Raw genomic sequence first — 23,367 nt, forward strand, 5'->3', positions numbered from 1 at the left:
CTGTCTAGCTCCTGTGAATGATTTCGAGGGAAGCGATACCGTGCTGCGTCATGCCATCGGTATCGGTGAACACTTGCTTGTTGCGGACCCAGCAAAGCGCGGACACGCGGCCCGGCACGGTCAATGCGGCTTGGTGCAACCGCGTATGGATTTCGGCCACGATCAGCTTGGCTTCGCGCTGGCCGCGATACCGCGACCACACATGCAACTCGACGAACTCCGAACTGCCTTCATCACCGCCGGACCCCGACTTGTCCGCGTCATCCGGCACCGCCTGCGTCTCCCCGATGTGAATAAACGGGAAGTCCTCAGGCGAGGGTGTCGTGTTCGGCGTGTCGCGCACCGACTGAACACCGCTAATCACTGGGCTTGTTAGCGCTTGGTAAAGCGCCGTCTGCAGAGCGAAACTGTAATCGGTCATCGGGCCGCGATGCGCTTGGCGGCTTTGCTGATCGCCCGTGCCATGCGTGAACGGATGCGCTTACGCAGCGTCCTGTAGGCGGGCATCAGGTGTGGCCATGCCATGTTGTTCACGGTGCCGTACTCGACAAAGCGCCAGCGCCACGAGGCGAACACACCAGCCGCGCCAACCGCCCGCGACATGTACGCCTGACCCTGATGACGGCGGTCGCGATGCAGAAGCTGCCGCGCCACAATCGACTTGTGATACTCCGATTTGGTTGCCGGGTTTTTCGGCGCCAGACGGGCGGCCATACCCGCCACTTCCTCGGCGCCTTTCAAACTTGCCTTAGCCAGATCGGCTTCCATGGCGTCATCCATGGCGCGGAGCTTGTTGAACAGCCTTTCCTTGTTGCGCACATGCATGGTGACGGATGTCACGTCGCGATACTCCCGCGCTCTGCAACAAACTCTAGGTAACGATTACGCTGGTCCGGGTTTGACGGTGGGCCGAGATTGTACGGTTGCCCGTCGATCATCGCCCGGAAACCAGCGGTGACCTGACGGGTTATGGAACTGGACCGAACCTTGATCACGCCGCGCAGACTGTCTTCAAGCCGACCGGCTTCAACGCGCTCGGTTCCCCTTTCGGGTTTGAAAGAGCCCCACACAGTGGTTAGATCAATCCACGACAGATCGTGCCCGCCGGCACCGTCTGGCGCCTTGACTTCCTGTTGAAACGTGATGCGCTTGCGCATCGGTCCAGCCGCCATGGGAGAAAACCTTGCAGATATTGTTGGTTATTATTGCGATTGCGATCTGGCTAGGCGGTGTGTTGGCTATTTTTCTTAGCGCCGGCGCACCGATGACTGCGTTTGGGCCTGCGATCTCTACGATAGGGATTGGGACACTGTGCTTGGCAGCGGCACGGGCCCTGACACACATGGAAGATCAGGCAAGAGAAGCGAAGCGGGCGGCGGACGAAATCCAATCGATGCACCGCACCCTCGCACTCAACGCGCCGATGCCCAAAGACTAAGTCCACCTCTAGGCCTTTAGACACTGACGCATCGATGCTGCATCAAGAGCGCGTCAACGCCCTTGGGAACATCGGCAATCACCACCCCCGCTGACGCAGCCTCCCGATGCTCATACCAGTGCGCGATCAGCAGAAGCATGGCCTGCTTGATCGTCCATGGCACATCCGTCGCGTTGGCACCGAACCCCGCGGTCAGATCGATTGTGACCGGCTCGGCGGCATCGTCGTACAAGGCAGGATAGTCAAACGCCTGCCGCATGCGGATCGCCCCGCGACCTGGACTCGAAACCAGTTCGTAGACGCCGGAATCAAGCGTTTGCTCGGCATCGGCAGCATCGCGATAGCGTATAGCGACGTCCGACACATCGGGAAACGGCAACGCGATTTTTCCGGCCCAGCCACTAAGCCGCATGCGCCATGTCTGGTTGATCAGGCATCGCCCGAGAACGCCGCGATATCCGTCAACGTGCGCAACGGCCGCATTGATGTAGCCGTCAATCAGAACATCCTCATCGGGGTGATCCACGCGGCAATGCGCCTTGACCTCATCCCTTGTAAGCGGCGCGCTCACGGGTGCCGTGACGAGCGTCAACTTCACGCGTCGGCAGCCTTGTTCTGCACGGTTGGGGCGCCTTTGTTTGCGGGTTTGGTGGCCGCCTTGGTTTTACCGCCAGCTTCAACTGGCACCAGAACACCCTTTGCCACGAGATGCTTGACCGATGTCTCCGTTGCCTCGCGCGTGTCGCCAACATTGTACCAGCGATCGCCTTGGTGCGGGCGTTTGACTGTGAATTTCATGGTGCGTTCCTTCCGCGCTCAGTTCACAGAAAAGGCGGCCTTATGGCCGCCTTTTTTAGTCAACTGATCGCTGCGATTACGCGACGTAGCCTAGGTCACCAAAGATGAACGCTTCGGGGCGATAGACCGCCAAGGCGAGACGCTCTTCGCAAAGCATCGTCACAAGGTTGCGAACGAAATCGTCTTCGTTCTCGGTGGAGATCTCGACGCGCGCCTGCCACCGATCAAACAGCTGCGCACCAAGCTGGAATGCGCCGGTCAGGAACTTGTCAATGGTCAAGGCCTGTGTGGCAACAACCGGCAGTCCCCAAAGAGTCGGCGGTGTCGTGCCCTGCGGGTTGCTCATAATGTACCAGCCGGCATCGTCCTTGGTCAGTTCGATCCGCGTCCAGTCGGTCGGATGCATGACGTGACCGGTCGCCGGATACTCCGCCAGGGCAGCCTGCAGCATGGCGAGGCGCATCGTGTCGATAGCTGTTCCACCGGTCACCGTGAAAGGCGCAGAAAACGTAGTGGCCTGCGGGACGATGCCATGAAGGTTCTGGCCGGTGCCGTCGCCGTTTAGAAGCTGAAGCTCCTCGGCAAAGGCTAGCCCATAGCGCAGACGTCCATCGATGTAGGTGCGCAGCTGCGCCGCGTCATCGAGAATCTGCCGCGAGGCCTTTGCGGTGTGGGCGATGACCTTCGCGGTTGTCGGCACGAGATCCATCTTGATATCCGACTGCGGCTTGGCCGCGCCCTCCGCGACCGTGGCCGCGTTGTTGTTGAAGCCAATCTCCTGAACATATTCGAGGGTATTGCCGTCCATTTGACCGGGCGTGATCAGATCGCGAATCGTCATCCGACGGTTGGGCGGCGCGATAACGCCAGGCAACCGGGTCTCGTTAACCAGATCGCCGGCGGAACCGTCTGCGTCGGTCGTTGCGGTGGTGATGGTTGCTTTCTGCAACATCTGGACCTTGCCGCGCTTTTCCTCGGTCCCGAGGAACGACTTGACCTTGTCATCCTCAATGAACATCTGACCAAGCGATTTGCGAGCTTCGGAATCGCCATTCGGCCCAGTCCGATCAAGCTTTTGCTCCATCGTCGTGACTTGTTCGGTCAGCTCGTTCATCTTGACCAGCGCTTCGTCGGCAGCGTCTTTCAGAGACGTGGACAGCGTTTCGTTTTTTGCGGCCTTGCCCAGCGCCTCCTCTGCGATTTCACGCGCCTTGTCGACGGCTTCCTTGTGCGCGGTCTTGATTTCGTCGGCGAGCTTTGTGACCTCAGGTGAGAGGGAGCCGGTCTCGGTCGGTTTGTCAAAGGTGATGACCGGCGCGAAAGGCATGTCGGACATGGCCGCAAGCGCAGCCACGCCGCCGAGCGCCACCGCCCGCTGCGTTCGAAAAGACATGATTGTCTCCTATGTTGTGGTTTGGGGCCTGTCAGGCCGAAAGGGCGCGGAGAAATTCCGCGGCTTGGTCCGCCTTGGCAGGATCCCCCTGCCCTTTCAGGTGAACGCGGGCGGCGCGTTCGGCCTGTGAGTTCGACAAGTGCCAAGTCCCCTTGGCCAACTCTTCGAACTCGCGCTCGGTCAGCCGATCCCCGGCTGCTACCTTTGCAATGAGTGTATCTATGTGAACACGGGCACCTTTAGCTGACTTAACGTCATCGACGGTTCCGTGCCGGTTTGCCGGCATGCTGACAACTGAAATCTCATGCAAGTCGATTTCTGTCAGCGTCCAGAGAGATGGGTCGCTTTTGTCTGGATCATAATCCATGAGCCGATACCCAATGGAGAGACCGTTCACATCGCCGTTTTTCAAGTGCTCGTAGGTCTCGGCTCCTAACGCGGTTGTCGTCCGCAACTCACCGCGAACCTTAAGCCCGCGGCTGTCCTCTGTGACCTCTAGCCACTTTCCGATCCACGCCTTTGGGTCATGCTCTCGCAGCATGATGGGTAAGGTGTTGCGAGCGGCGTGCACCGCTAAGCTTTTGGAAAAAGCACCAGCCGCGATTATGTCGTTATAGTCATCCGGCTCGCCACCGAACGTGCTGGCATAGCCCTCGATTTCACCCTTGCTGCCAGTCGCTTTCACGTCGAGAATTGCGGCACCGGTCGTGCGTGTGTAGGTCATGCACCCTCCATGGGCGGTCCGCCATTGTGGCCGATCCCCGCCTCGGTGATTGGAACGTTCTGCATTTGCATGCGCGGAACCTCTCCGCCCGCAACCGGCGGCAGCCCTTCGAGCGCACGCACCTCATTGATGGTCATGGCCCCGATGCTGGTCATCTCGCGATAGTACGCGGCGCGGGCGGCGCTGTCGGCGCGCAGCAGACCTTCAATCGCAAACTTGACACCGATGCCCCGAGCCCGTTCAGCCCCAGTCAGCAGCTGCTTCTCGACCGCCTGTTCAACGCGGCGGAGACGGCGCCGTAACGTGTACTTCTGAAAACCCAGCGTTTGCTGCTCAAGCCCCGTGCCCCAGCTGGTGGATTTTTCGGTGTGCCCGATCATGAACGGCGGTACGCCGAAGAAACGGCATATGTCCTCAACCGAGAAACCCCGGCTTTCCAGCATCTGGGCATCTTCGGGATTGATCGAAAGGCTTGTCCAGCTCGCGTCCCCTTCGAGGATCATCGGCTTGCCGGCATTGTGAGCGCCGGCAAACTGTTCAATCAGATCGTTCCGCGCGATGGACCGGTTTTCCTGCGACAGGAACTCCTTGAACGACAGCACGCCGGACGGGCGCAGGCCGTTGGCGAAGGTTTTGCCCGCGGCCCTGTCGATTGCCCGCGCCAGGCCGAAGGCGTGGCGCGCGTAACTCAGCGTCGACAGCCCGCCGAGCGGGCTGCCGCCAAACCCGCGAATGTGAAACACGTTCGTATCGGGTTTGACAAAACTGGAGCCGTTATCGTCGGTCCAGCTGTACTCAATCGATCCGCTTTGCAGCCGACGGGCCTGCACCGCATCGGGAGCGATCGGGACGAGCGACGTAACACGCGAGCCTGATCGCAGGATCTGTGCATAGGCATTGCCCCACAGTTCCAGCGAGGCGAACATGAACTCCCAGAAGTCCATGGCCGTCTGATCGAAGTTCGGGCTTTCCTGAAGCAGCCCGGAAAGCGGATGCGTGGGATCGGTGCGCACCACACCAGCGCTGTCGCGTCGCCTGACATCCAGCGGTAGACTGGCGCTGGTGCCGGCCACCAGATTGACGCACGCCCAGACCGCGCCGATCGTCAGGGCATCCTTGCCGCCGACCAGCTCGCCCGCGTCGGACATGTGGCCCGTGCTCCACCATTCGTTCAGATTGCGAAGCGTCACAACCCGACGGAACAAGCCGCTCTTGATGCGGTCCATAAGTTTCATGAGGTAGCCTGGCCAGCACGCACCGACCGGAAATAATCGTCCATGGCGCCGCGCGTGGAGGGCTCAGGCCCGCGCGCCATGAACTGATATGAATTGAAACCAGCGATCAGCGGATCGATTTTAGCAGTACCGGAAGCCTGCTTGGTGATAACGGTAGCACTGCCGGAAAGCGTCGCCTTGGCGTTGCCGACAACCCAGTTCATCATTTCCGATCCGTTGTGCCACGCCGTGCCGTCCTTGAGTTTGCGCTCGAACCCCTTGATCGCGGAGTTCAGTCTGTAGCCCTGCGGGACGGCCTTAATCTGGTCCATTGTAAAACCAGCCTGCACAAGCAGGTCGACGATCTCCGCAACACCAACCGGGTCGAGGCCGATGGCATCTTCATCTGGGCAAAGACCGGCGAGCAACAACCTTTCGCAGATCTCCACCAGCTCGCGAAAGTCCCGCCCCATATCATCGTCATCGCAGATCACCAGATCGCAATCCGCCGCGAACGCCTCAAGTCGCGAGGCGATTTTTTTGCGCTTTTTGAGCACGTCCTTTTGGCACCAGGCTTTGAACCAGAACAGCCAATCGCGGCTGATGGCATCGCGACCCGTGACCGAAAGCCCTAGAAGATCGTCGAGCCCGCCGCCATCGACACCGACCGTCACGACATCGCACCGTTTGATTATCTCTTCTAGCGTGATTGAGTCGTCGGCCGCGCCCATCCAGTAGTCGGCGCCGGCCCACTGGTCGCCCGCCCGCGCCATGCCCACCTGAATGTTCAGGTGCTGCGATGCCCAGATGCGCTCATCTTCCTCGCCCTTTTCGACCGCTTGGGTATATTGCGGGATCAAACGGTCAACCGTAATTGAGCGGCCATTGTTCGGAGTCACAAGGTGCCACAGGTCAGGGTTCGCCCACGGCTTTTGCTCATCGCGTTGTATCGTTTCGGGGAACTCGTACAGCACCGGCAGCATGCGAACGCCTTCGGTTATCCGGCCATCGCGCACGCCTCGGGCATACTCTAGCTCCGTTCTGAAAACGCCGGTCGGTGCATCGTCGCTTTGGGTGGTGATCATCACCAGACAGCTTTCCGGGTTCGGCAGCAGCCCGCCCCTGATCTGCGCGAGAATGCGGCTTGCCGCACGCATAACACCCATCAAGTGCAGCTCGTCGAGCAGCACAAAAACCGGCTTTGACCCGGTGACGACTTTGAGGTCGAACGTCTTGATCTTCAGCTGCGCTTTCGTGACCAGATCGACAATCGTTTTGTTGTGGTCGCGAACATGGAAGCGCTGCCGCAGGAAAGCATCCGCTTCGATCATGCCCACCGCCTGGCGAAAGGCGACTTCGGCGACCTCTTGCGTCGGCCCGACATAGATCAGTTCGGCGCGCGGCCTTTGGTTCATCAGCAGCGCGGTAACCGAGATCGCGCCGCCGCCGGTGGTCTTCGAGTTCTTTTTCGGCACCATCCAGAAGACTTCGCCGACTTGGCGTTCACCATCGACAAGTGAACCGAAGATTGCGCGCACCATGTCGCGCTGCCACTCTCCAGCAGCCTCACCGAGCGTTGGGCACCCCGGCACGTCGGGCAGGTGCAGCTTGTTGAAGATGTTGACAGCTTGGGTGGCCATCCGGTCGTCAAGCGGCAGGTTAGGCAACAGAGTGCGGCCGTGTTGCAACCGATCCCACCAATCGAGAACGGCGAACGACCAACCGGTCACTGCATGGTTTCCGTATTAGGCAACAGACCTTCCCAAGGGGTGTCCTTGTGGGCCTCGGGCGCGGCGGCCTCGCGTGCCTGTTTCTTGCCCACCTGCTCTTTCTTCGGAGCCTTGCGCATGCGCGCTTCGGCAAGCGCCAGGTGCTCGCGTTGCAGCATCCGGTCGAATTCCTTGTGCGCCGGCACGCTGCCAGCCTTCATTTGTTCGAACAGCATTGAGAACCGCTGAGCCTTGACGCGATCGTACGCCACCGCGCGCATCTGCAGTTCGGAAAAATAATGCTCGCGCAAGGTGGGTGCCGAAATGCCCAGCGCCTTTGCGATCCGGACCACCGTCCATCCGGCCGCCAGTAACATCATGACTTTGTTGCGGTTTTCTGATGTCGCCACATGTTGGGGTCGACCGCGCTCGCCGTGATTGGCGGGCAGCTGCTCACCAAAGAGGTTGAAATCACAGTCCACCGAAAAAAAATCTCCGCGTAACACCACACCCGGTGCTTGGGCGGCGGCGCTGATGAAGTTTCGACCCACCCCCCACGGGGTTACCGGTTGCGGGCGCGCTTGGCTCTTGCGGTCTTCGTGTTGTGGCAGGCCTGACACAAGCACGCGCCGTTGCTGTCGTCGAACGGGGCGCCGGCATCTTTGCGCTCGACAATATGGTCCGCGATCAGCCGCACGCCATCGCCCGCTGCGCCGCATCGCTCGCACGTATAGCCAGCCCGACGCTTCACGCGCGCTGCCCACGCAAGGTGCCCCTTCGAGCGATAGAACGGTTCGGTGTGCTTAGCCGGCGGGCGCAGACGCGATCCCGCACGTTTCAGCTTAGGCGTCGCAGACTTGAGCGGCACGGCTCACGTTCATTCTTTGTGATGTAATCCGGTCAGCCGACAACCGCACGTGTCATGAACTGTTACGGCATGATCTCAAGTCACGTTCGCCCATGGCACCTTCGTTAAGGACACAGGCCAGCGCAAACGCAAAACGCCCCGGCGATGAACCGAAGCGTTTTAAGGTGCAGTTGTCGACTGTGCGTCATAAGTGCCGTTCACGTGCGCACGTGTCAACCCCCTTTTCGAAGACGGGTGTTGATTAGGTCTTGTGCATGGCTCAGACGCGCCAGACGGGCCGATGGCGTCGTATCTTGCGATTTGAAGCCAAAATGTACCGCAGCCTCTGTGAGCCCGCTCTGCACAGTCTGGGAAACGAACGTCAATTCATCGCGCGTGGCCTTGCGCCCCGCCCAGCGGTTGGCAACGGTCCGCAGGTCCAGACATTCACCGGCACACAGGATCACCAACGCATATTCGCTCTTGCCCAGATCTCGCACCAACCCGCCCAATGCCTCGATAGCCTGCAGCTGTGACAGCGATTCGGACTTGGCCGTCTGCCCGCCATCGACGCGCACCGCCTCAAGATCAACGCCGCGCGCACCGCCCGACTGCATCCGCTCATACAGCGCCCGGATACGGTCACCCGCATGCTTTTGCGCCGCATCGATCCGCCCGCGCGCATACAGGCTTTCGATCGCATCGGTCTTTTCGTTCACCTGCGCCTTGATCCGCTTTGGCCCGACGCCGTAAGGGTTGTCGATTTCGCGCTCGCCGATCTTCATACGGCCTTCGCTGCCATGCTTGGGCTGTGCGGCTTTGGTTCTCGGCATCGTCAGAGGTTCTCCGCGATATCTTGTGGTGATGGCGGTGCCAGCGGGCGCAACCCAACCGGCGTGATTTCCCACGCTTTGGCCAGATCGTCGGGCGGCACGAACAGCCAGAAATCATCCGGCAGGCGAAGCGTTTCGGGGTTCCACAATTGGTGACCTTCGAGGCGCGCGCACAACCATGCCACAAAGGCCCTGCCCTTCGGGCTGTCCACTTGCGCGCGCCCAAACCGTTCGGCCATGGCGACCAGTTCATCGTCGCGCGCCTTGCCAAAGCGCAAATAGCCGCCTTGACCGCGCTGGGCGAACCGCAACAGGGTGATGGCCGCCCTTTGCCCTTCGGGCGCCTTGGCGTGTTCGATCAACGCTGCAGTCCACAAGGGCGAATAGGGCTTGATTTCCGGCGGCAGGTACGCAGCGCCAGACACCGCCTCGCCGTCCAAATCTTCCCATTTCCGCTCGGCAAGATAGGTTGATGCCGCAGGTATCGCGCCGCGCTTCTTCCGCTTCAAAACCTCATGGAACGGGGTTATCCCGTCAATCGCGGCTTGCCGATCGGAATCGGTGATCGTGTCCCAAACCCGTTGAGCTTGCGGCTTGCTTGAGGCGACACGATCAGGCCATTTCGGCCAGAATTTCGAAAACGGGATCGTTTTGGGTGGGGCTGGTGGTGGGATTTGGGTTTCGGTTTGGGTGCTGGTTTCACCCGTTCGCTCCGTCGCAAGCGACGACCGCTCACGGGCGACGGGCTCGCGCGCCTGCGCGCCCTCTCTCTCAACCGATGATGGTTCTAATGGTGGTTCTGATGATGGTTTATCCTTTATAGGACCGGCGGCAGTTGCCGCTGGATGTGCGTCAGTTGCCGCTGGATGTGCGTCAGGTTCCGCTGGTGAAGACTGCTCATCACCAGCGGCGATATCTGCCGGTGGACCCGCCTCTTTTGACCCATTTTCGGCATGCAATTTCGGCTTACCTTCAAGCGCCAGTTTGTACCGGTTGCGCCCCAATGTGCCGTCTTGGTTGCGTTGCCGAACCTTCGTAACCAGCGCCTTGTCTTCCAGCCGCTTGATGGCGTCGCGCACCGTGCGTTCAGACAGGTCGGTATCGCCCGCCAACATGGCGATCGTCGGAAAGCATGTGCCCTCTTCGTCGGCATAATTGGCCAGCATGTACGCGACGAACCGCGCCGAGGAATCCCCCAGCTGCATGGACTTGACCCAGTTGAGCGCTTGGAAGCTCATGATGTGCCGTCCCCGGCACGCACGTAGGATTTTTGACGCGGGCAATATCGTATGGCCTCAGGATTGCGCTTCTGAAACAGCCGCAAATCGTTGACGGCCTGAGGCAGCGAAACGCCGAACTTTTCGCAGATATGGCGACGGTTGATGAAGCCCCAGATACGCACGCTTTCGGCGATCCAAGCCATTCTCTGTTCAACAAACCAGGTCACCCCGCCACCTCACCAGCCGCGAGCATCGCGTCCACAATCCGAAGACGCTCAAACACCAGCTGCCCACAATTGACCGCCCAAGAATTGCCTAAGGCCTTATATCGCGGCCCGTCTGGGCATTGGTCGGCGGGTTTGCCGCGATACGGTATCGCCGTCCAGCCATCGGGGAAGCCTTGCAGGCGCTCGCATTCCAGCGGTGTCAGACGGCGGACGGCGTAGCTTATGGCAACATAGGACCGAGAAGAACCGCCAGAGGCGGCACGCATATTTGCCGTTTCATGTGGGCCTTCTAGAACCGCGCCGCCCTCGCGTCCACGCAGGTCGAAGGCGACCGCTGTCGTGTGCTTGACCGACAAGGCGGGCGAGAGATCAGGCGTACTTGCAGCCTGAGTACTAGACATCTCGGCTGGGAAGGCAATCGCAGGCGGAACACCGGCATTCGCATGGCTGCCGTCATGCGCGCCCGCGCGCAAGGTCGGCGACAGGTTTGTCTCAACGTCACCGCCATGGTCCTTGCTTGAAAAGGCCATCGGCACCAGTGGCGTTCCGCGACCGGTGCCATCCTCGCCCGCGTCAAATCCTTCGGCTCGCAAGGCATGGCTGACATACGTATCCAGATCAGCGGAATGACTGTCGTTTGCTTTGGCAAGCAGAGTGTGCGCCACAACCGTCGATAAATCGGCTTCGGGCAATGCGCCCTTGCGTTCCCGCGCGGTCAATGTGCAGGCAGGATCGTCCGAAACGATCAATCCGCCGTCGCAGTCAAAGTCTGTTCTGAGACCACCGCCCGCAGAGCGGCGGCTAGGGACGGTGGGAGCGCTTTGCCCCGCTTCTCGGCGCGGCGGAGGATCCCCGCGCAGGCCCTCGCGCTCAAAAAGTACCGCGGCGGCACTGGCCCATCCTCGAGCACATCCGACAACGAACACACGCCGCCGCCGTTGGGGGACAGCGTGTGGCAGGCCGGATGTTCGGACATATTGAGCGTCCAGAACGCGGTAGGCCCACCCGTACCCGCACTGCCCCAGCCCTGCGAGGAAGGTTCCAAAATCCCGCCCTGCGTTTGTCGACAGGACACCGGGGACGTTTTCCCAGACGATCCATCGAGGACGGTATCGGCGAGCAAGGGCAAGGAAGGTGAGCATGAGGTTCCCGCGCGGGTCATCAAGTCCGTTGCGAAGTCCGGCCACCGAGAAGCTTTGGCAGGGTGTTCCGCCGACGAGAACATCTGGGTTTGCATCCGGCCACCTTTCAAATTGCGTCATGTCGCCAAGGTTTATAGTGCGACCAGTCTCAGGCAGCGCGGCAACGCGCTTGATCGCTGCACGGCGCGCACGACCGTCCTTTTCGCTCAGGTCTGGCCTGTCTGGGTCGGGCATGAACAGCGGTCGGGACGACCCGATACGATGGTGCAGCACGTGACACGGAAACGGATCGATCTCCGCCTGCCAGCGCCAGTCTATCCATGGCGCCGCCACCTCAGGCGCACCGATCCCGCTGCAGACCGTCATGCCGCGCATGCGACTCGCCCCGCTGCGTTCCATCCCTGTGGCTCCGGGCCGTTGGCCCGACCGCTCGTGACCAACCGCACCTTACGCCGCCCTTGGCGCATCTTCGGCCAATTCACGGGACATCGACTGGAACCGCTCAATCAACGGGTGTTTGGGATCTATTGAGCTTTGCATCGGCATCAAAAGTCGACCGCCATTCCCGTCCGTCGTGCCGATGGGTGCGCCGACTTGGAAGCTGCGCGGGTCCATTAGGCCGTGCACGGTGCAAACCTCGCCTGCCGCATGCTGCAGGAACCGTTGCAGATAGCGATTGTTGAACGATGCATACAAAGTATGCGGATCCGCCCATGTCGCTGCCTGCAGCTTATGCGGCTGCGGCAGCCGGATTGATTCCATCAACGCCAACCGCTCAGTGTCCGCGACGGTCTCAACGACAAGATCGAGCCTGTGCGTGCCCTGCGGCACCAGACGGACTGCTCTATCGCGATCATCCTGCAGCGCACCAAGCCGCCGCAGAGCCGCGCGCACGGCATCGACGGGAAGAATCATTGACCAATCGGTCTGGCCATACTCTGCGTTGCCGCCCAGCCTTTTAAGAATGACGCGATTGACATCGGGAAAGGCACCGTCAATCAACTTGCTGTGCAAGGTGATGCCAGGCGCGGTCGCCGTGAGACGCTTAACACCCGACGCTGAGCTGTCACCGGTATCATTCTGCACCGTTAGTCGGTCGATTGTGCCGATGAGCAACAAGGTTTCTATGGTCAGCCGCGGAATAATCGCGCCATACCACGCGTCGGGCATGGGTGCGTTGAGGAGGCCCCATGCCAGTTCATGCCCGTTCGTGGCGACCGCCACGGCTTCGCCATCAATGCGTGTCAGGCAGGCACCGTGTAGATAGTATCGGGTCTCTTCGGTCGACAACGCATAGCGCACGGCGCGCAAGGCGGGCAGAAGCCCAGAGATGGCATTACCGCCCAGGCTTTGACCTGTCGCTGCAGCCGTGGTCGGAAAGTCCGCAGCTGGCACACATGGCAACTCGTACCATGCGTGACCGTGGCGCAGATTGAGCGCGCCAGTATCGCGCGACAAGGTGATCACCGAATCGGGATCAATCAGCCGCACCACCCGCAAAGCACGAAGCGGAATCGCCAAGGCACCGGCATGCGCCAGCGTCGGCACGGTGACCGTCAATGTCTGGTCAAGATCGGTGGCCGTCAGCCGCCCGCCCTTAAACAGAACCGTGGTCAGGACGTTGATAGCCGAGCGGGACATGACGATGCCCTTAAGCAAGCCCAAAGCCTGCGCGAGATCGCCAGCGCGCATGCGCCATTCAAACGTGGTTTTGGTCATGATCCATCCCTTTTTAGAAGCTCAAACGATCAGCCCGACGTCCATTAAAAGGTGCCATGTGAATGTCGCGGCACAGGCCGCCCACACCCAGTGCGACAGCCGATCCAACATGGCGTCACGATCAGCGCGGGCCTGAATGCGGGCTATGCGCCGGTTGCTGGCGGCGATGATTTCGTCATGGGTCAAGGCGCGATAGCGCTCAGCGTCGCGCAGCGCGGCACAAAGGTCGCGCGCGCCGGATTTGCTCAAAGTCACGGTCGCGCCGTCCAGCGTAGGATGTTCCGCTATCCGACGTAAATGCGGTTGCATCCATCGGGCGGTGTCAGATACGCGGTCGTCGGACCGGTCGTTGCGGACAAACCTAGTCATGCCGCGCCACCTGAAAACAACGGCCCAGCATCGGGTGCAGGCTGCGTCTTAAGCTTAGCCACGGTGGCCTCAACCGACCCTTGCCACGCCTCTTCGATGCGCTTGCGCGCTATGTCGGCATAGGCCGGGTTCAATTCGATCAGATCGCAGGTCATGCCCTTTGCGAGAGCGACAAGCGCCGTTGTGCCAGCGCCGCCAAACGGATCAAGAACGCGCCCGCCCTTGGGCCCGCCGGCATCGAGGCAGCGCTCAACCAGTTCCGGCGGAAAAGTTGCGAAATGCGCATCCGAGAAAGACGCTGTGGCCATCGACCACACAGCGGGTGGCGCGGGCTCATAGTTGCGCAGGTAACGGCCACCGGATTGCTGTTCAGCTTTGTCCCAACGATCGTTGAACCCGGCATGGCGGCGACTGTGACCGCGTTGTTTGTCAGATATAGGCCCGCCAACAGCCTTCATGGTGCCATTTGTCTTCGCACCGCCGTTCGCGCGCGTTGAACCCGCTTGGCTGTCGATGTCCTGTGACCACCTCTGCAAGCTTGAGGGCTGCGCAGGTATACGAACGCTCTCTGCATCAAAATAATGCCCGAGCGCCGTCCACCTGTTGCGTTCCTTGCCGTTCGCCCCAATGCAGGTTTCGCCAAGGTCGGGGCTGTCGCTAACCTCTTTGGTATCGCGCGCCACCCACCACCCCTTGGCGTCCACCGACTTGGTCAAAAGGAAAATCTTTTCGTGCGCCGTCGCGGGTCGATACAGGCCGCTTGAGTCTGGCATGGCGTTCGGCTTGGCCCAGAAGATTTCCGACCGAACCCACCAGCCCGCGTCCTGCAGCGCGATCGCCAGCCGGTTCGGGATCATGCACAAATCTTTGGGTTTCAACGTGCCGCCAGCGACAATGCGACCGCAATGGCCGGTCTGCCGATTGTGGCCCTTGTTGGCGCCACCGCCACGCCGATCCGCCATGTCGTATTTTTGTGTGTAAACCGGTCCGGACGGATTGTTGCCACCGCCGCGACATCCAGAGCCGTTTGCAGCCTCTTGCGCCCCGCTCAGCGCGCCATAAATCGGCCCGACGGTCGAGAACGGTTTGTCGCGAAAGGTCCGGTCGTCGGTGCCTGCGGCCTTGGTGTCCTGTGCCGAACGCCCGTTGGGCTGCGTCGCATAGCAATCGCCATAGTTCAGCCACAGCGTACCCGTCGGCTTAAGCACGCGGCGAACCTCATCAAACACCGCGGCCATGACGTCGAGATGCTCGCCAAGCGTCCGCTCAAGCCCAATTTGACCATCGACGCCATAGTCACGCAGGCCCCAATAGGGCGGCGATGTCACGACGCAATCGAAATGATCGTCCGGTAGATCAGCAAGCCGCGCCAGCACATCGCCCATATGCATCGTCACGCGCCCATCCAGAAAGGTTTGCGATGCCGTCATACTGACCCCTTCGGCCGACGCAGCAGATCGATCTTTCCGACAAGCCGCAGCGGCCCGCCGGGGTGCGTGTTGCCTATGGTGCAGTCGAGATCATCGAGCTTGGCGCGCAGCCGCGACAACAGCGCGTCAAACGCGGCGGCCTGGTCGCGGTGACCCAGTCTATTGAGCTGCGTACACACATTGTTGCGGGTGCAATTTGAGGCATACATGAGCGCATGCAGAACGGCCGTTTCGGCCGCGTCGAACCCATGGCTGTGGTGGACCGACGTACGGTTGCCCGCATCATCGGGCGTTGACGGCAGGGGGAACGGGGAAGCGGATGGCTTGGTTGGCGATGCCTGCGGCGCAGCAGGAGTTTTGGGCTTGCTCTGGGACCCTTCCTTGGCTCCAGACCGTTGGTCCGACCGCGGCGGCACAACCGCACTTTGCCCTTTGCTCTGCTCCTGCGGCCCAACCGCACTTTGACCTTTGCTCTGGGCCTGCGGCCCAACCATGCGTGTTTCATCGGCCCAAGGCGGCAACACCAGCTCCAGGGTGCCATCGTCCAGCATCTCAAACGCGCAGCCTTGCGCCCGCTCTTTCCGGTTGACGAAAGACGGCACGTGACCAAGGTCCAGCCGGTAGTATTGGCCGGTGCCACGCGAGAATTTCCGCTTTTGCAAAGCGAAGCCGGACGCGCCAGACTCAAGCCGCCTCAGATGCAGCAAACCGTGATGCTCGCCGCTACCAAGATCGACTTGGAAGATGTCACCTTCGCTCCACTCTTGCGCTGCGACGAATGCACCGCTCAACGTAAGCCACAGGCGGGCATCACTTGCTTTGCCTGGGCGAGATAGCCACGCGCGGATGACATGCATGGCGGTTGGTTTGGGCGCGGTCGGCGTCAGCGTCTGAAAACCCATCAGTCCACCTCGCCAACGACACGCTGCGCGGCCCGCGCCGCACACGCCTCGCAATAGGAGCTATGCGCTGTCTTTTCGCTCTGTGCCTTGATTTCAGACCCGCGCGCATCGCCCGACCGCACCGGCACAACCGCAGTGCTATTGATCGGCGCGCCGCAAACCATGCCGTAATCGGGATGGAAACGATCCGCGTCATGCGGCCAGATCGGCCATGCGCATTGATTGGCGCGACGGTCAACAAGTGAGATGGGATCATTTTTGCTTGGCTCCGTTCCTGTGGAACGACCGCCGCTGTTTCCTTGCTCTGGGCCACCCCGTTGGCTCCGGACCGTTGGTCCGACCGCTGTGGCCCAACCGCTAGCATTCCCGCTCTGCTCTGGGCCTTCGGCCCAACCGCTTCCGTTAGAAAAGACCGCCGCAGATTCGGGCGCTGACGATGAAGACTGCGGCGGCAAGTTGGCGGCACAGGATGCACCGCCTTCGGGAGGCGCGCCCGTCAAATCCATGCAGGGCGCAGGGTTTGCCGCTACCGAAAAGGGATCGGCAGGCGGCAAATCTGTTGCATGCGATGCAAGCGGAACGGGGCGCTTTGCTGGGCTGCCACCACGGCGGCGCAGCTCGCGCTGCGGCTTGGCTTGCCGAACGGGCGCACCATTCAGGCCGTTGCGATCAATCAGCCCGCAAATCGCGTTGCGCGTCACGCCAAAATGCGCGGCAATATCCGAACGGCTCATGCCGTCGTCGAGCATCGCCGCGACATGGCGTTTTTGGCCGTCTGTCCATCGCGCGGCAGGCATCACGCACCACCATCAAACGTGCCTGCACGCGGCACACGGCTCAGACTGGTTTCAGGGCCATCTTTGAGACTGTCCTCGCGGGCAAACCGGTCGAACAGATCGCGCACCTTTTCGGTGCTCATCAGCATCGCGCCCGACACCTTCATCACCGACCATTCGGCACGCCACAGCATCCGTACGGCGGCCATACGCGCCGGGCTGATCACCGGCTCGTAATGGTGCTCGCCGGTACTCACGGCATCACCCATTGCTCTGTGCCGTCGGCACAACCGCCAAAACCTGCCTTTGCATAGGCTTCTGTCTGCCGAATGTGCTCAAACCCTGCGTTCGTTATGCCGTAACCAGCCCCTGCAGGCTGGCCGTCTTCGGTCCACAGACCCCGCTCATACACGACGAAATTGCGGGCGCGCAGGTCAGCGATCACGCCGCGAATGACCTCGCGATTGAGTCCAAGCGCATCTTGCAGAACGCGCAGACCAACGCGGCATTCAGGAAACCAGCCATGGATTTCGCACCGCGCCAGTTCGATCAGGATCGCATCCTCGACCCGTTGGATAGCAACAAGCGCGGCGCACGCGTGATCGGGCAAATGCGAGGGGGTATCTTTGGACTGATCGGGGTTGGCCTGGGCGGTCATGAACCAAGACCCGGCGCCAGATAGCCCGCAACGGCGGCCACGGTGGGAACCGCAAAAACCAAGAAGAATATCGACCAGAACGCGAATCGCCGCACCTGAGCATCGTCGCGGTTCTCTTTGTAGACCATGGCGGCAATCGCCAACGTCATGGCCAGAAAAAGCGACAAAGCCGATAGGACAAACGCCATCAGAAGCATACTAACGCCCCTCCCCTTGATCAGCCTGTCGCGCGGTCTCGAGTTCGGCAAGACGCCCCTCCCATTCAGCGTAAAAATTAGGCTGATCATTCATTGCAGACGCGGACTCAACGCTCTGAAAAATGGGAACCTGAGCAGATGCCTGACGTGGAAAAAAATGATCGACACGCAAATCATGCGCTCTTGCTTCGGCGTGCAGCTGCTCAATCAAGCTGCCCTTTCCTAAGCGGTTCAATTTCTCTGCTGTGCGCCGCACAAAACCGGACAAGACCTTAGAGCCATATTGATGCTTAACCATTGTCGGCCTCTTCCGGGGTCATCTTTCCGCTTCGCTTAGGCATCCGAACGCCCCTCCCTGCGGTCGTCGGCGCGCGATTGAAACCGCGCGTGCTGCTCAAGGCCGCGCTCCAAAAACCGCACCATGTCCATGTCGCTCGCCTTGCGGTCGACGCGCGTGGCATGCTCGCCAAGCCAATCGGACGCGAAAAAAAACGGCAGCGCAGGGATCTCAAAAACCCATGACAGCGCCCGCGCGCACACCGCCCAGACCCGCAAAGCGGTAATGGCAATCGCCCGCTTCATCGCGCAGCCCCGTCATCTTTTGGCATGTGAGCGTGCGGCCCGACGGCGTGTTTCCACTTGCTCTGTGCCTTCGGCACAACCGCGCGTTTAGCCCGCAAATCCGCGAGCATTCCTTTGCGGCGCTTAATGTCGGCGATCATCGCCGCCTCGGCTTCGGCAACCTGCGCCGCGGTCAGCCAGTCAAACGCAGACCCCGGCCAAAGCGCGGCGATAACCTGCGGGCCGTAGGCGCTGACGAGCGCCCAGAAATGCTCAAGCCGCATGCCCGAGCGACGCTCAAGCCAGTTGCGTACGGTGTCGGCGGGCAAGCCTGTGTCGGCGGCGACGGCGAAGCGGGTTGAATTGGGGTGCAGGCGGCGCAGGAATGCGGCCAGCCCGTCATAATCGGGCGAAAAGGACGATGGGCAGTTTTGACCATGCTTTGGGGCAGTCATGACAGGAACTCCGTGACAAGGTGAACTTGTCGCGGGGAAATCCTGCGGTTGTGCCGAAGGCACAGAGCAAGAAGCAAAACGCCGTTGGGCGGAATGCCGAGAGCAGACAGAAACGGCACCAAGCGGTCGGTCGGAAGGACCGTAGCGCGGTGCGCAAAGCGAAGATGCACCGGAGCGCGGTGCAGAGATTGAAACAGAGCGACTCATTCCGCAGCCTCCGCAGGCTGCGCAGGATCGGCACCATCGGCGGCAACCGATGGCGCCAAAGCGGCAGGGCCGGGGCGGGGCACATCGTCCGGCCAAATCGCATCAAGGGGCCAATTTTGAGAAAGCCATGAAACCAGCTGATCATGCTTGCGGACGTTAAAACCCCGCGCGTCGCTCCGAACCGCCAACATGAAGTCTGGTTGTCGTAAAATGCGATGGCAGACGGTGTTAATCGACCACGCGCGTTGCGATGCCGCTTCATAGGCGTCGCAAAGCGCTATCAGGTTCCGACGCAGTTTCTGTTCAAGCAAAGGCTCCATGGGCCGTCATAGATTTATGACGATTATCAGTTTGTCAATCAGATTTTTATGATCTGCGCAAATTTCTCAGTCAGCTAAAACTGACCGGTATGGACACAGTCTTTCAAAGTCGCGTCAAAGAACGCCTTCGCGAACTGAACATCAACGAGTACGACGCGGCCCAACGTATGGGCAAGAGCCGCACCTTCGTCTACGATATCGTCACAGGCAAAAAGACCAGCGTGCAGGGCGAAAACCTCGTGCATTTGGCACGTGCCCTCAATGTCAGCGCTAACTGGCTTTTGGGCGCTTCTGACGAAAAAACAGCGCGTATCGATAAACCACAAGAACGGCGCTCAGTCCCAAATTCTGACCCGCTTGAAATTGCAAGCATGACACCGCGCGACGTACCAGTCTTCGGCACCGCATCCGGATCGATCCTTGGCACCAAATCGGGTGCATGGCAGCTCACCGACGAGCCCGTTGACTGGGTGCATCGCCCTCCGGGGCTCATTGGCGCGCGCGACGCTTATGCGCTCTATGTTGAAAATGAGAGCATGGTGCCGCAGCACAACCCCGGCGATTTGGTCTATGTCCACCCAGGCCGGCCTGTTCGATCCGGCGACAGCGTCATCGTCAAGATCCAGAATGCCGAGCGCGAAACCTACATAAAGCGTTTCCGCAAGCGCGAGAACGGCGACGTGCGGTGCGAACAACACAACCCGAAATCCACAGTCACATACAAGCGCGACACCGTCATCGGCGTGCACAAGGTCCTGTCACTGGCCGAACTTATGGGGGTTTGATTTGATGGGTGTTCTTCTCGGCATTGTGCACTGGATCATCGCGCTGCCCTTACTGGGCTTCACGCTGGTCACGATTGTGCCCGTCGGCTTGTTTCTGCTCTTCGGAGCATTGATCCCGGCGGCCATCGCCAAAAGCAAGGACCGCAGTTTCTGGCTTTGGTACGCCTATGGCGTGAACCTTTGGATCGTGGCGCTGATTCACGCGCTCGTTCTCAGCCGACCGCCGCAGCGCGTGATTGTCGAATATCGCGACCGACCTGAGACCGACTGATAGTGCACAGAAAGGCCGTCTACCTTGGTTGGACCCACTATCAGCGACAACTCCAGGCGGGTATTTCCGAGCGCCGGCCTAAAGCACGATTGGGCCAACCATCACATCCAAGCTCTGCATCAACAGTGGCGAGCTTTCCTCGAATCGGATTTCTGCGAAGTCGCGACCGAGGACGATGCGACTGGGGGTCAAACGCTTCGGATCTACAGTGTCAAGAAGATGCCGGCAACCATCCCGCTCATGCTTGGAGACGCGATCCACGCGTTGAATTCTGCCCTGGACCACATGATTACTGACTTGGTCGACGTCAACGACCACCGGTCCAATTTTCCCCGAGACGAAACGCGGGAGCAGCTTGTAGCCGCCTTCAGAACTGAACCTGAGACCATCGCCGGCCGCACAAAGAAAAAAGGACGGTACGCGGCGATAGAAGAGGCTGTGCCCGGAATCGCCCAATTCATCATCGACGACATACAACCTTACCGGGGCGCGGATAACTTTCTTTGGGCCCTCAATAAGCTCGACGTCCGTGATAAGCACCGCATGCTCATCCTGATCACGGGGCTCAGCCATATCAGCGGCATCAACGCCGTAAACGAAAATGGCGAGCCGTGTATTCGCGACTTCAGCGCAGTCTTGAAAACCGATGGATCGATTGGGCCGATTGGCTTCACGAGGCAAAAGATCGAGATCACCAGTTATAACAAGCCCTCTGCCGAGATATTCATAAACGAGCCCGGCGTTATGACGCAGCAACGAGTCATGCCAACGCTGGTTTATGCTTCGCAAACCGTTTCTGAGACTATCGATCGCGTTGCTCAATTTGTTCTTTCCAAGAAACGTTGACGATCAGCGTTGCGCCGATCCAGTGCGATGCCGATCAATCACGCTAGACAGAGCAAGCGACATCGTACTCAGCGCCGCGCTGTAGGCTTCGCTTCCAGAAACATCGTCGTCATGGACGAAGTACGGCTTTGATGACTGAGCTTCCAACTCGCGTGCAAGGTCCGTGAGTACCGTCATCAAAAGCGGTTGCGATTGCGGCTCATCAAACCGAGCTTTTGTCCCGTTATCGTCTTCGTCCTGAGCCCGCGCCACCCATGCCTCAAACCGAACCAGATCTCGGATCACAGCGCGAAACAAGTCGCGCGTGGTCTCGCCATCGTCTAAATCGTCCCAATCGGCGGCGCCAGTTGGGTCCAGCCGTTCGATGTACGAGTAGAGGCGTTCGGCAAGTTTATCGATGGCCTCGTTTGGGCTCAGGTCCTCAGCCACCGCGCAGATCCTCCAGAACCGAGACAAACCAAAGTGCCGCCAGCCAACCGAATGTATCGGCAACGCGCATGTTAAGCAGGGAAGTCAGCAGGTCGGTTATATAAAGCATGTTTCTTCGTTTGTTTTCGACGCGGCTAGATTAAGCCCAGATCGAACAGCGAGGATAACAATAAGCAAACCCTCTACCACACCGATTGAGAATCGTCATTTTAAAATGATCATATATTTATGATTATCTGATTGACAGTCATATTTATCTGACTTACCGTCCGCCGCCATCACACCGATGGAAGGCGCGACGATGACGCATCACCCGAACCCCGCAAGCCCCCGACCTGTTACGTACCATCTGGACGTCGACGCGACACTGGCCATGATGCTGCACGCGCGCACCGCCGACGAGGCGCTGGCGTTGTTGCAGACCCCGCCGGGCGGCGCGGCAATCGCCAAATCTATAGCATCCGAATGGGCGGCGGACCCTGCCGCGGCCATGGCGCAGGTTGCTTTGCAGCGCCGCGCCATGGTCGCCTCCCACGATGCGCACAACCCTCACGACGTCGAGCGGGTCATCCCACTGTTCAAGGGTTTGGGCTACAGTTATGACGACCTGTTCGCCCACCTTCCTCGCGCCATTGAACTCTACGCCGCCGCCGTCACGGCGTCCGCGCAAGTGCTGGCGCGCACCTGCGGCGCGGTTGTGCCACAGGCACAGAGCGAAGCGGAATGTCCGGTTGTGCCGAAGGCACAGAGCGGAGCGGACGGAAAAGCGGCATGACCCACTCGCACACGATGCACGCCGTCTCTGTCGCGGCCATTCTGGCGGTGCTATTCGTTGCGGTGCTGGCATGAGCGCGAACACAAAGCCTATAGGCCCCGCCCAGCAGGAATGGGTGCTGCAAATCCCAATCATGCAGCAATCGGTACTGTTCGCCGCCGTGCGCGCGCCAGACGGCATCCGCAAGAACCATCCGGTCAAGGTGCTGTTGCGCTGGTATCGCCGCTGCGTGCTCTTGTCGGCCTTTGATCAGACGGCTTTGCTGTCGCCGTTTGAGCTAGGCGGCGGCAGCTTCACCGGACCGTTTGAGAACCATCACGCCGACGAATTCGTCTGGTCACGGCTTCCGGAACGCGGCTTGCTGGCAACCGCGTTCGACATGATGCGCGACGTTTATCTTGAGCACGTGGACGAGCTACCGCACCATTTTCAGCTGCACTTTATGCACGCCGCACAGATCGTCGGCGTGCACCATAGCGAGCAGTCGATCCGCAATTGGTGGTGGCACTTTTATTTGATGATCGTCAACGACGCGCATCTGCAGCCTGAATCGGTGGCGGACATGAACCGTCGCCTTTCGGACGATCGCGACGAATGGAAAGCACGCGAAGAGGTAACGGCCCGATGACCGAAGACCATTACGATTTTGGGCCGCGGCCCGTGCCCGAAGCGGCGACGCCCAAGGCACCAGCGAAGGCAAAGGCTAAACCCGCTGCGAAGCGGAAACCCAACAGCGCGGCAAAAACGCGGGCAAAGACCAAGGCAACAACCAAACCAAAGCCGACGCCTAAGCCAACGCCCAAGGCAGAAACGCCGCCAGAACCGAAACCGCAACCGGAAACAGTCAACCGTGGTGGGGTCGCCGGTGGCAAGATTCGCGCTTTTGTCGAGCGCATTGAGCGCTTGGAGGACGAGAAAAAGGGCATCGCGGAGGACATCAAGGATGTCTACGCCGAAGCCAAGTCCGACGGCTTTGACACCAAAGTTCTGCGCAAGCTGGTCGGCATCCGCAAGCAGGATCCCGCCGAACGGCAGGAGGAAGAGTCGCTTCTCGACATTTACATGCACGCGCTGGGCATGACCCCGCTTGAGAAGGCCATAGCGGGGGATGAGGCGTGAGTG

At 60.3% G+C, this 23,367-nt stretch carries 35 protein-coding genes; 7 read left to right on the plus strand and 28 right to left on the minus strand.

Annotated features, from left to right (window positions below; all coding sequences use genetic code 11):
* Positions 1-4 precede the first annotated feature (4 nt).
* The 3 genes from AAF739_00295 to AAF739_00305 are packed head-to-tail and all read right to left on the minus strand — an operon-like array spanning position 5 to position 1,172.
* Positions 5-421, minus strand: a complete 417-nt coding sequence (locus tag AAF739_00295) for a DUF3168 domain-containing protein (protein MEM6381086.1) — start codon at positions 419-421, stop codon at positions 5-7.
* Entirely contained in the window at positions 418-825 is a 408-nt protein-coding gene (locus AAF739_00300; GenBank protein ID MEM6381087.1) for an HK97-gp10 family putative phage morphogenesis protein, read from the minus strand. Before AAF739_00300 ends, AAF739_00295 begins: the two co-directional genes overlap by 4 nt.
* Positions 826-836: 11 nt before the next feature.
* On the minus strand, positions 837-1,172 hold the full coding sequence (locus AAF739_00305; protein MEM6381088.1) for a phage head closure protein: 336 nt from the start codon (positions 1,170-1,172) through the stop codon (positions 837-839).
* A gap of 11 nt (positions 1,173-1,183) precedes the next feature.
* Between AAF739_00305 and AAF739_00310 the strand changes: the two genes are divergently transcribed.
* Complete coding sequence (locus AAF739_00310) at positions 1,184-1,438, plus strand: hypothetical protein (protein ID MEM6381089.1); 255 nt, start codon at positions 1,184-1,186, stop codon at positions 1,436-1,438.
* A 16-nt stretch (positions 1,439-1,454) separates the two neighbouring features.
* Here the strand turns inward: AAF739_00310 and AAF739_00315 are convergent, their stop codons facing one another.
* The 24 genes from AAF739_00315 to AAF739_00430 form a co-directional block, all read right to left on the minus strand.
* A complete protein-coding gene (locus AAF739_00315; protein MEM6381090.1) occupies positions 1,455-2,036 on the minus strand; it encodes a head-tail connector protein in 582 nt (193 codons plus the stop codon).
* Positions 2,033-2,236 (minus strand): hypothetical protein, encoded by a 204-nt coding sequence (locus AAF739_00320; protein ID MEM6381091.1) that lies wholly within the window; start codon positions 2,234-2,236, stop codon positions 2,033-2,035. Before AAF739_00320 ends, AAF739_00315 begins: the two co-directional genes overlap by 4 nt.
* A gap of 76 nt (positions 2,237-2,312) precedes the next feature.
* The gene (locus tag AAF739_00325) at positions 2,313-3,629 is read right to left on the minus strand and encodes a phage major capsid protein (protein MEM6381092.1); all 1,317 of its coding nucleotides are present in this window, start codon (positions 3,627-3,629) and stop codon (positions 2,313-2,315) included.
* A 31-nt stretch (positions 3,630-3,660) separates the two neighbouring features.
* Positions 3,661-4,353: an HK97 family phage prohead protease gene (locus AAF739_00330; GenBank protein MEM6381093.1), complete on the minus strand. Its 693-nt coding sequence runs from the start codon at positions 4,351-4,353 to the stop codon at positions 3,661-3,663.
* Positions 4,350-5,588 (minus strand): phage portal protein, encoded by a 1,239-nt coding sequence (locus AAF739_00335; protein MEM6381094.1) that lies wholly within the window; start codon positions 5,586-5,588, stop codon positions 4,350-4,352. The genes AAF739_00330 and AAF739_00335 overlap by 4 nt, the downstream gene beginning before the upstream one ends.
* On the minus strand, positions 5,585-7,297 hold the full coding sequence (locus AAF739_00340; protein ID MEM6381095.1) for a terminase large subunit: 1,713 nt from the start codon (positions 7,295-7,297) through the stop codon (positions 5,585-5,587). The genes AAF739_00335 and AAF739_00340 overlap by 4 nt, the downstream gene beginning before the upstream one ends.
* Positions 7,294-7,896 carry a hypothetical protein gene (locus AAF739_00345; GenBank protein MEM6381096.1) on the minus strand — a complete coding sequence of 201 codons (603 nt, stop codon included), beginning with the start codon at positions 7,894-7,896 and terminating at the stop codon, positions 7,294-7,296. Before AAF739_00345 ends, AAF739_00340 begins: the two co-directional genes overlap by 4 nt.
* Complete coding sequence (locus tag AAF739_00350; protein ID MEM6381097.1) at positions 7,839-8,144, minus strand: HNH endonuclease signature motif containing protein; 306 nt, start codon at positions 8,142-8,144, stop codon at positions 7,839-7,841. Before AAF739_00350 ends, AAF739_00345 begins: the two co-directional genes overlap by 58 nt.
* A 212-nt stretch (positions 8,145-8,356) precedes the next feature.
* Positions 8,357-8,956, minus strand: a complete 600-nt coding sequence (locus AAF739_00355; GenBank protein MEM6381098.1) for a hypothetical protein — start codon at positions 8,954-8,956, stop codon at positions 8,357-8,359.
* Between the two features lie 2 nt (positions 8,957-8,958).
* On the minus strand, positions 8,959-10,194 hold the full coding sequence (locus AAF739_00360; GenBank protein ID MEM6381099.1) for a helix-turn-helix domain-containing protein: 1,236 nt from the start codon (positions 10,192-10,194) through the stop codon (positions 8,959-8,961).
* A complete protein-coding gene (locus AAF739_00365) occupies positions 10,191-10,379 on the minus strand; it encodes a hypothetical protein (GenBank protein ID MEM6381100.1) in 189 nt (62 codons plus the stop codon). Before AAF739_00365 ends, AAF739_00360 begins: the two co-directional genes overlap by 4 nt.
* Positions 10,380-10,399: 20 nt before the next feature.
* Positions 10,400-11,920 (minus strand): DNA cytosine methyltransferase, encoded by a 1,521-nt coding sequence (locus tag AAF739_00370; protein MEM6381101.1) that lies wholly within the window; start codon positions 11,918-11,920, stop codon positions 10,400-10,402.
* A gap of 72 nt (positions 11,921-11,992) precedes the next feature.
* A complete protein-coding gene (locus AAF739_00375; protein ID MEM6381102.1) occupies positions 11,993-13,264 on the minus strand; it encodes a DNA polymerase III subunit beta in 1,272 nt (423 codons plus the stop codon).
* A gap of 21 nt (positions 13,265-13,285) precedes the next feature.
* Positions 13,286-13,633, minus strand: coding sequence for a hypothetical protein (locus tag AAF739_00380; GenBank protein ID MEM6381103.1), 348 nt, complete (start codon positions 13,631-13,633; stop codon positions 13,286-13,288).
* Positions 13,630-15,063, minus strand: a complete 1,434-nt coding sequence (locus tag AAF739_00385; protein MEM6381104.1) for a site-specific DNA-methyltransferase — start codon at positions 15,061-15,063, stop codon at positions 13,630-13,632. The genes AAF739_00380 and AAF739_00385 overlap by 4 nt, the downstream gene beginning before the upstream one ends.
* Entirely contained in the window at positions 15,060-15,965 is a 906-nt protein-coding gene (locus tag AAF739_00390) for a hypothetical protein (GenBank protein MEM6381105.1), read from the minus strand. Before AAF739_00390 ends, AAF739_00385 begins: the two co-directional genes overlap by 4 nt.
* Positions 15,965-16,762, minus strand: a complete 798-nt coding sequence (locus AAF739_00395; protein ID MEM6381106.1) for a GcrA family cell cycle regulator — start codon at positions 16,760-16,762, stop codon at positions 15,965-15,967. Before AAF739_00395 ends, AAF739_00390 begins: the two co-directional genes overlap by 1 nt.
* Positions 16,762-17,010, minus strand: a complete 249-nt coding sequence (locus AAF739_00400) for a hypothetical protein (GenBank protein MEM6381107.1) — start codon at positions 17,008-17,010, stop codon at positions 16,762-16,764. Before AAF739_00400 ends, AAF739_00395 begins: the two co-directional genes overlap by 1 nt.
* Positions 16,995-17,399 carry a hypothetical protein gene (locus AAF739_00405; GenBank protein MEM6381108.1) on the minus strand — a complete coding sequence of 135 codons (405 nt, stop codon included), beginning with the start codon at positions 17,397-17,399 and terminating at the stop codon, positions 16,995-16,997. Before AAF739_00405 ends, AAF739_00400 begins: the two co-directional genes overlap by 16 nt.
* The gene (locus AAF739_00410; protein ID MEM6381109.1) at positions 17,396-17,596 is read right to left on the minus strand and encodes a hypothetical protein; all 201 of its coding nucleotides are present in this window, start codon (positions 17,594-17,596) and stop codon (positions 17,396-17,398) included. Before AAF739_00410 ends, AAF739_00405 begins: the two co-directional genes overlap by 4 nt.
* 1 nt (position 17,597) lies before the next feature.
* Positions 17,598-17,894 (minus strand): hypothetical protein, encoded by a 297-nt coding sequence (locus AAF739_00415; GenBank protein MEM6381110.1) that lies wholly within the window; start codon positions 17,892-17,894, stop codon positions 17,598-17,600.
* Between the two features lie 35 nt (positions 17,895-17,929).
* Positions 17,930-18,178, minus strand: a complete 249-nt coding sequence (locus AAF739_00420; protein ID MEM6381111.1) for a hypothetical protein — start codon at positions 18,176-18,178, stop codon at positions 17,930-17,932.
* A complete protein-coding gene (locus tag AAF739_00425) occupies positions 18,175-18,612 on the minus strand; it encodes a hypothetical protein (GenBank protein ID MEM6381112.1) in 438 nt (145 codons plus the stop codon). The genes AAF739_00420 and AAF739_00425 overlap by 4 nt, the downstream gene beginning before the upstream one ends.
* A gap of 203 nt (positions 18,613-18,815) precedes the next feature.
* Positions 18,816-19,139, minus strand: a complete 324-nt coding sequence (locus tag AAF739_00430; protein ID MEM6381113.1) for a hypothetical protein — start codon at positions 19,137-19,139, stop codon at positions 18,816-18,818.
* Positions 19,140-19,228: 89 nt separating this feature from the next.
* Between AAF739_00430 and AAF739_00435 the strand changes: the two genes are divergently transcribed.
* From AAF739_00435 to AAF739_00445, 3 genes are all read left to right on the plus strand, one after another.
* Positions 19,229-19,924 (plus strand): S24 family peptidase, encoded by a 696-nt coding sequence (locus tag AAF739_00435; GenBank protein MEM6381114.1) that lies wholly within the window; start codon positions 19,229-19,231, stop codon positions 19,922-19,924.
* A gap of 4 nt (positions 19,925-19,928) precedes the next feature.
* Positions 19,929-20,195, plus strand: a complete 267-nt coding sequence (locus AAF739_00440; GenBank protein MEM6381115.1) for a hypothetical protein — start codon at positions 19,929-19,931, stop codon at positions 20,193-20,195.
* Between the two features lie 240 nt (positions 20,196-20,435).
* Positions 20,436-21,041 carry a hypothetical protein gene (locus tag AAF739_00445; GenBank protein MEM6381116.1) on the plus strand — a complete coding sequence of 202 codons (606 nt, stop codon included), beginning with the start codon at positions 20,436-20,438 and terminating at the stop codon, positions 21,039-21,041.
* Between the two features lie 3 nt (positions 21,042-21,044).
* Here AAF739_00445 and AAF739_00450 read toward each other — a convergent pair whose 3' ends face one another.
* Entirely contained in the window at positions 21,045-21,470 is a 426-nt protein-coding gene (locus AAF739_00450) for a hypothetical protein (GenBank protein ID MEM6381117.1), read from the minus strand.
* 301 nt (positions 21,471-21,771) lie between these two features.
* Here AAF739_00450 and AAF739_00455 point away from each other — a divergent pair, with 301 nt between their 5' ends.
* The 3 genes from AAF739_00455 (at position 21,772) to AAF739_00465 (ending at position 23,364) form a co-directional block, all read left to right on the plus strand.
* Positions 21,772-22,245: a hypothetical protein gene (locus tag AAF739_00455; GenBank protein MEM6381118.1), complete on the plus strand. Its 474-nt coding sequence runs from the start codon at positions 21,772-21,774 to the stop codon at positions 22,243-22,245.
* A gap of 70 nt (positions 22,246-22,315) precedes the next feature.
* Complete coding sequence (locus tag AAF739_00460; GenBank protein ID MEM6381119.1) at positions 22,316-22,873, plus strand: hypothetical protein; 558 nt, start codon at positions 22,316-22,318, stop codon at positions 22,871-22,873.
* Positions 22,870-23,364 carry a DUF2312 domain-containing protein gene (locus tag AAF739_00465; GenBank protein ID MEM6381120.1) on the plus strand — a complete coding sequence of 165 codons (495 nt, stop codon included), beginning with the start codon at positions 22,870-22,872 and terminating at the stop codon, positions 23,362-23,364. The genes AAF739_00460 and AAF739_00465 overlap by 4 nt, the downstream gene beginning before the upstream one ends.
* Positions 23,365-23,367: the final 3 nt, after the last annotated feature.

Source organism: Pseudomonadota bacterium, assembly GCA_039024915.1.
Taxonomy (GTDB): domain Bacteria; phylum Pseudomonadota; class Alphaproteobacteria; order Rhizobiales; family MH13; genus MH13.